The 6,000-nt window shown below is 68.1% G+C and carries 5 protein-coding genes; 1 reads left to right on the forward strand and 4 read right to left on the reverse strand.

Annotated elements, in window-relative coordinates; all coding sequences use genetic code 11:
* Positions 1–35: 35 nt before the first annotated feature.
* A complete protein-coding gene (locus NFU08_RS08585; protein ID WP_251422227.1) occupies positions 36–653 on the reverse strand; it encodes a MerR family transcriptional regulator in 618 nt (205 codons plus the stop codon).
* A 93-nt stretch (positions 654–746) separates the two neighbouring features.
* On the opposite strand from NFU08_RS08585, the gene NFU08_RS08590 reads away from it, so the two are divergent.
* Positions 747–1,304 carry a DUF2306 domain-containing protein gene (locus tag NFU08_RS08590; protein WP_251422230.1) on the forward strand — a complete coding sequence of 186 codons (558 nt, stop codon included), beginning with the start codon at positions 747–749 and terminating at the stop codon, positions 1,302–1,304.
* An 80-nt stretch (positions 1,305–1,384) separates the two neighbouring features.
* Here NFU08_RS08590 and NFU08_RS08595 read toward each other — a convergent pair whose 3' ends face one another.
* The 3 genes from NFU08_RS08595 to NFU08_RS08605 form a co-directional block, all read right to left on the reverse strand.
* Entirely contained in the window at positions 1,385–3,061 is a 1,677-nt protein-coding gene (locus tag NFU08_RS08595; protein ID WP_251422235.1) for a formate--tetrahydrofolate ligase, read from the reverse strand.
* Between the two features lie 78 nt (positions 3,062–3,139).
* On the reverse strand, positions 3,140–4,405 hold the full coding sequence (gene mshA / locus NFU08_RS08600) for a D-inositol-3-phosphate glycosyltransferase (protein ID WP_174176606.1): 1,266 nt from the start codon (positions 4,403–4,405) through the stop codon (positions 3,140–3,142).
* A 75-nt stretch (positions 4,406–4,480) separates the two neighbouring features.
* Complete coding sequence (locus NFU08_RS08605; RefSeq protein ID WP_251422238.1) at positions 4,481–5,899, reverse strand: 6-phospho-beta-glucosidase; 1,419 nt, start codon at positions 5,897–5,899, stop codon at positions 4,481–4,483.
* Positions 5,900–6,000: the final 101 nt, after the last annotated feature.

Below are 6,000 nucleotides of genomic sequence, written 5' to 3' on the forward strand. Positions count from 1 at the left end.
GCGCTCTCTCACTTCGGTGGGGGAGCGCCGCTCCTTTAACGCTGGTAACGGCGGATGGCGTGGCTGGCTTGGGCGAGTGCCAGGAGTTTAAGGAGAAGCTGGCTGTGCATATGCATGCCGACAGCGGCAGTGAGGATGAGCCTGTCGGTGCTCTCCGGGGCGGTCGTTGCGGCAATGTCGAGTCCGGCCACGTCGTCCATCGCCTTGCTGTACGCATCCAGCACTGTCTCAGATACAGGAATCTTGAGGCCCGCCATCAGCTCCAGGTGGGCAGTGAGGGCGTTCCGGGCGTCACTTGCGGAATCCGGCCAACCGCGGAGACGCACGACGGCGTCAGTCGCCTCTGCCGCTTCCCCGCCGATCGACGTGGTGTAGTTTCCAAGATCCAGAACCACCCGCTGGGCCGCAGCAAGGAGATCGAGGCGGGGCACGCCGTCGTCGGCCATTTTCACGAGGCCGCGAATCTGCCCGATGTTAAGGCCCACGATCTGGCGGAGCGCCTGGATTAATTCGAGCCGCTCGAGATGCCTGGCTGAATACTCGGCACGGGTTGCGTGAACGGCCTCACCTGGCGGCAGCAGACCCTCGCGCAGGTAGTACTTGATGCTTGCAGGTGTGACTCCTGACCGCTGACTCAGTTCATTGAGCTGCATCCCGATCTCCTTACCTGCCCGTGTCAATGGATAGTGAATTCGGGCCCGGCTATCCTGATGTACACGCATGGATAGTGGCTCTATCCTAAGGCTATGGAGCCTGGGAATGTTCTACTTGCCAGCCACGTGGTTGGCGCCCTTTTTGTGCTGGCCATCGGGCCCTTGCAGATACTGCGCCGACAGCGAGACCGTATCCACCGCACCATGGGCTACTTCTGGGTGGCTGCCATGTACTACGTCTGCTTCAGCAGTTTCTGGATTGTGTCGGACGGGCATTTCAGCTGGCTGCACGGGCTCTCGGCCTTCACCATCGTGACCGTAACCCTGGGCTTGGTCAGTGCCGTTCGCGGCAACATCGCCTCGCATAGGGGAAACATGATTGGCAGCTACGTCGGCATCGCCGTGGCCTTCATCTTCGCAGTGACTGTGCCGGGCCGTGCCATTCCTGATCTGCTCGCCACCGACCCCTCCTCCGTGGCGTTCGTCTGCGGACTCGTGGTGCTGAGCACGGCGGTGATCTTTGTTTCAGTGAAGCGGGGAGGCCGCGTGGGCGGGAGGTCGCGGACCGTTGTGACCGTAAATGCGCCTTCCGCACGGGTCCCTGACTCGTGGGAAGTGCGAGAGGATCGCCGGAAAGCCGACATCAGGTGAGGGAGCGTCCGTGGAAAGCCCGCATCAGGTGAGAGAGCGTCGATGGAAAGCCGACATCAAGTGAGAGAGCGTCGCAGGGGTCAGGCGAGGCCCACCGGGTTGCCGTCGCCGTCCACGTCCATGCGCATCGCGGCCGGGGCAGCGGGCAGCCCGGGCATGGTCATCACCGCTCCGGTCAGGGCCACAATGAAGCCGGCACCGGTCTTGGGCAGGAGATCGCGGACGTGGATGGTGAATCCCTTCGGGGCGCCCAGGCGTGAGGCGTCGTCCGTGAACGAGTACTGGGTCTTGGCCATGCACACAGGGAGGCCGCCCCAGCCGTTCCGCTCGATATCGGCCAGACGCTTCAAGGCCGGCACGGAAAAGTCCACCCCGTCCGCCCCGTAGATTTCCTGGGCGATGGTCCGGATCTTGTCCTCCACCGGCAGCCCCAGCGCGTACAGGTGCCGGAAATTGTTTGGCCCCGCCACCGTCTTCGCCACAAGGGCCGCAAGGTCATCCCCGCCGTCACCACCGCCGCCGCGTCCCCACACATCGGCGACGGCGGCCGGCACTCCCTCCGCCGCGCACCACGCCAGCAGCCAGTCGAGCTCCTCGGCGGAGTCGGAGGAGAACCTGTTGATGGCCACCACGGGCGGCACCCCGAACTTCTCGACGTTGCGGACGTGGCGGCGCAGGTTCTCCACGCCGGCTTCCAGCGCGGCGATGTTCGGTGCGGTCAGCTGGTCCTTGGCCACTCCGCCCTGCATTTTCAGGGCCCGTACCGTTGCCACCACCACCACCGCGGAGGGCGCCAGGCCGCCGGTCCGTGCCTTGATGTCCATGAACTTTTCGGCGCCGAGGTCTGCGCCGAAGCCCGCCTCCGTGACCACAATGTCCGCCAGCCGCCGGGCCGTCTGGGTGGCAATGAGCGAATTGCAGCCGTGGGCGATGTTGGCGAACGGGCCGCCGTGAACCAGGGCCGGGGTGCCGGCGATGGTCTGCACCAGGTTGGGCTTGACGGCCTCCTTCAGCAGCAGCGTGAGCGCCCCCTGCACACCGAGGTCCGCCACGGTCACCGGTGACCGGTCAAAGGTGTAGCCGAACGTGATCCGGCCGAGCCGGGAGCGGAGGTCGGCCAGGTCCGTGGCCAGGCAGAATACCGCCATGATTTCCGACGCGACGGTGATGTCGAAGCCGTCCTGCCGCGGGACGCCCTGGGTGGGCCCGCCCAAACCGATGACCACCTCCCGCAGGGCGCGGTCGTTCATGTCCAGCACCCGCTTGAACGTCATGCGCCGAGGGTCGATGTTGAGCTGGTTGCCCTGGTAGATGTGGTTGTCCACCAGGGCCATCAGCGCGTTGTTGGCGGCTGTGACGGCGTGGAAGTCGCCGGTGAAGTGGAGGTTGATCTCGTCCATGGGCAGAACCTGGGAGTAGCCGCCGCCGGTGGCGCCGCCCTTCATGCCCAGGACCGGGCCCAGCGAGGGCTCACGCAGGGCGATCATCACCTTGTGGCCCGCCCGTGCCAGGGAATCGGCGAGCCCCACGGTGGTGGTGGACTTTCCCTCGCCGGCCGGCGTGGGGGACATTGCCGAGACCAGCACCACCTTCCCGGCAGGGGCAGGAGCCTGCAGCCGGGCAGGATCGATCTTGGCTTTGTACCGCCCATACTGCTCGAGGGCGTCCGCATTGATGCCCGCAGCCGCCGCAACCTCCTCGATGGGCCGGATCCGTGCCGCTCGGGCAGTCTCAAGGTCACTGGGGGTGGGAGACATCGTTGTCCTTCGCTGGGCGGAATGGTTCGGCGGAACTGGTGGGCGGATCAGGTTCTCGTCATTTGGGCAGGCCGGCTGTCAGGACGCGGGAAAGGCCTGCACCAGCCGGGTCCCCACATGGTTGTCGACGGCGGCGTGGTAGCTTTCCAGCGTGATCGCAGCAGTGCGGGCCCATCCCGAGTTCTGGGCCCTGATGGCGGCGGCCCGTCCCATGTCCTCGCGGGTGGCGGGGTCGTCGTACAGGGCCTCGAGCGCGTCGGCCCAGTCGGCGGCATGATGGCCGTCCACCAGCAGACCGGTCCTGCCGTGGAAGATGGCCCGCGACAGCCCGCCAACGCGTGTGGCCACCACCGGCGTGCCGCAGGCCTGGGCTTCGAGCGCCACCAGCCCGAAGGACTCGCTGAAGGAGGGCATCACCACAACGTCCGCCGCGCGGAACCAGGCCGCAAGCTCAGGTGCCTTGACCGGGGGAAGCTGCGTGAGGACGTCGTCCATCTCCGCCTCCGACACCAGCCGCCGGAGGTTGAACTCCTTGTTGCCGCTCAGCGAGCCCAGGATGGTGACCCGGAGGTCGATGTCCGGGCGGCGTTTCCGCAGCAGCGCCGCGGCCTTGACCAGGACCTGCGGCCCCTTCAGCCGCTGGATGCGCCCGGCGAAGACCAGGTGGAACGTCCCGGGGTTGATGCCCCGCTCCGCCCTGGACCGTGCCCGGAAGGCAGGCGTGAAGGTGCCCAGGTCCACGCCGGGCGGGGCGATGTCGATCCGGTCGTACGTGGCGCCGTAGTGCGAGACCAGTTCGGCGGCCTCGGCACTGGTGTTGGCGATGAGCCGGGCGGCGCCGTCCACAATGCGGTGCTCGCCCAGTTCACGCCGCCGCGGCTCCGGCTGTTCACCGGATTCCAGCAGCAGGTTCTTGACCTTGGCCATGGTGTGCATCGTATGGACCAGCGGCACGCCCCAGAGCTCGGACAGCTCCAGGCCGGCAATCCCGGACACCCAGTAGTGGGAATGGATGACGTCGTAGCGGCCGTGCGGCTGCCGGCGGCGGATCTGCTCGATCTCCGCCACCATGCTGTGCAGCAGGCCCGGCAGCTCTTCCTTCGGAATCTTCTTCAGCGGCCCGGCCAGGACGTTGTGCACGCAGACGCCCGGATCAGGGTGTTCGACGGCGGGCTGGTTGGCCGAGGTGGACCGGGTGAAGATCTCCACCTCGACGCCCGCTTCCGCCAGCGCCGATGCCAGTTCGCGGATGTACACGTTCATCCCGCCTGCGTCACCGGAACCGGGCTGCTCCATGGGGGAGGTGTGGAGGGAGAGCAAAGCAACCCTGCGGATCAGTGCCACGGGACCTCCTTCCGGCCACCGGCGTGTACGGGCAGCGCCGGTAGAGTGCGCATCCGATAAAACACTACTCCTCCCTCACCTGACACCTGGGCGCCACAGGTCCCGGAGCTCTGGGAACTCCCGCTCGTAGCGGCCCAGCAGGGCATGGGCCAGGTCTTCCGAGTCCACCAGCGGATGCCCGGCGAACGCCGCGAGGGCGGCTTTGCGGTCACCCTCGACGGCGGCGCGCACGGTCAGCCGCTCCACCTCCTTGACCTGCCGGAGCAGTCCCAGCTGCGGTTCCGGGGGAGCCTGCTGGGGCAGCGGCAGCGCGCCGTCGGCCGTTACCGTGCAGGGAACTTCGACGACGGCGTCTGCCGGCAGCCCTGGAATGGCCGGTCCAGGGGTGGCCGGCCGGGCCGCGGTTTGGTTGGCGACTGTGTCCGGTACGGGCGCGGGGGAGTTGCGGGTGTTCAGGATCAGCTGTGTGTCACCCGCTCCAGACAGGGCACGCATGGCGGCGAGGGCCACCCGCTCGTAGCCGCCGCCGGCGAGGTCGGACTCGTCCCGCTGCCCGCCCTGGGTGCGTGCCTCGGCCAGGTAGCCCTCCTCGCGGGACCGGCGCGCTTCCTCCCAGAGCCGGAACGCATCGGCGCCCGCGCCTGCCAGCCGCGGGTACAGCTCCTCCTGCTGGCTGTGGATGGTCTCGCCGCGGGTCCGGGCTATGGCGCGCATAGCCTCGCGGGCGGCGTCCCGCTGGTAGTAGTAATAGAGGTACTCGTTGGGCAGCGCGCCGAGCTCCGCCAGGAACGGCTGGGGGAACAGCCGGCCCTCCTCGAACGTGGCCAGCGCCAGAGGATCCGCGAGCAGCCGCGGCAGCAGGTCCTGCCCGTTGTACTCCAGCCGGTACAGCCAGCCCAGGTGGTTCAGGCCGTAGTAGCCCACGCCGTCGAGCCTTCCCTCCAGCAGCGGTGCCCCGGCCGCCCGCGCCGCCCGCTGCACCAGGCCGCCGGCCGAGTCGCAGATCCCGACGACCTTCCTGCCCATCACGGGGAGCAGCGCCTCGGTGACCATGCCTGCGGGGTTGGTGAAGTTGACCAGCCAGGCCTCCGGGCAGTGCTCCTTCATCAGCCGTGCCAGGTTGAGCATGTGCGGGATCGTCCGCAGCGCGTAGGAGATCCCGCCCGCGCCGGTTGTCTCCTGCCCCAGCAGGCCAAGGTCCTGCGCCACCCTTTCGTCCGCCACCCGCCCTGCCGTACCGCCGGGCCGGATGGCCGCGAACACCATCCCGGTGCCCGCCAGCGCCTGCGGCAGGTTGGTGGTGGCGTGCACTGGAACCCGGGCACCCGGACCGCCCGGCATGCTGTGCAGGACGGCGGTGACGGACTGGAGGCGGGCGGGGTCGACGTCGTACAGCACCAGCTCGCTGACCATCCCCGCAAAGCGTCCGGAGGCCAGCGCCCGGTATATCAGCGGCACCCGGAAACCCCCGCCGCCGGCAATGAGAAGCCGCATAACCAGCAGTCTAGGCCCGCGCCCGGCGGGCCCCTACCGGATGTCTGCGGCAGGGCGTAGTCTGCGGACATGGACGCGATCCCAGCCCGCCCCTACGACCC

The sequence above is a fragment of the Pseudarthrobacter sp. NCCP-2145 genome, assembly GCF_023708005.1.
GTDB lineage: Bacteria > Actinomycetota > Actinomycetes > Actinomycetales > Micrococcaceae > Arthrobacter > Arthrobacter oxydans.

Bases quoted from the DNA above. Each gene is read 5' to 3' on its own strand.
- NFU08_RS08585 (WP_251422227.1), bottom strand. From the start codon at position 653: ATGCAGCTCAATGAACTGAGTCAGCGGTCAGGAGTCACACCTGCAAGC.
- NFU08_RS08590 (WP_251422230.1), top strand. From the start codon at position 747: ATGGAGCCTGGGAATGTTCTACTTGCCAGCCACGTGGTTGGCGCCCTT.
- NFU08_RS08595 (WP_251422235.1), bottom strand. From the start codon at position 3,061: ATGTCTCCCACCCCCAGTGACCTTGAGACTGCCCGAGCGGCACGGATC.
- NFU08_RS08605 (WP_251422238.1), bottom strand. From the start codon at position 5,899: ATGCGGCTTCTCATTGCCGGCGGCGGGGGTTTCCGGGTGCCGCTGATA.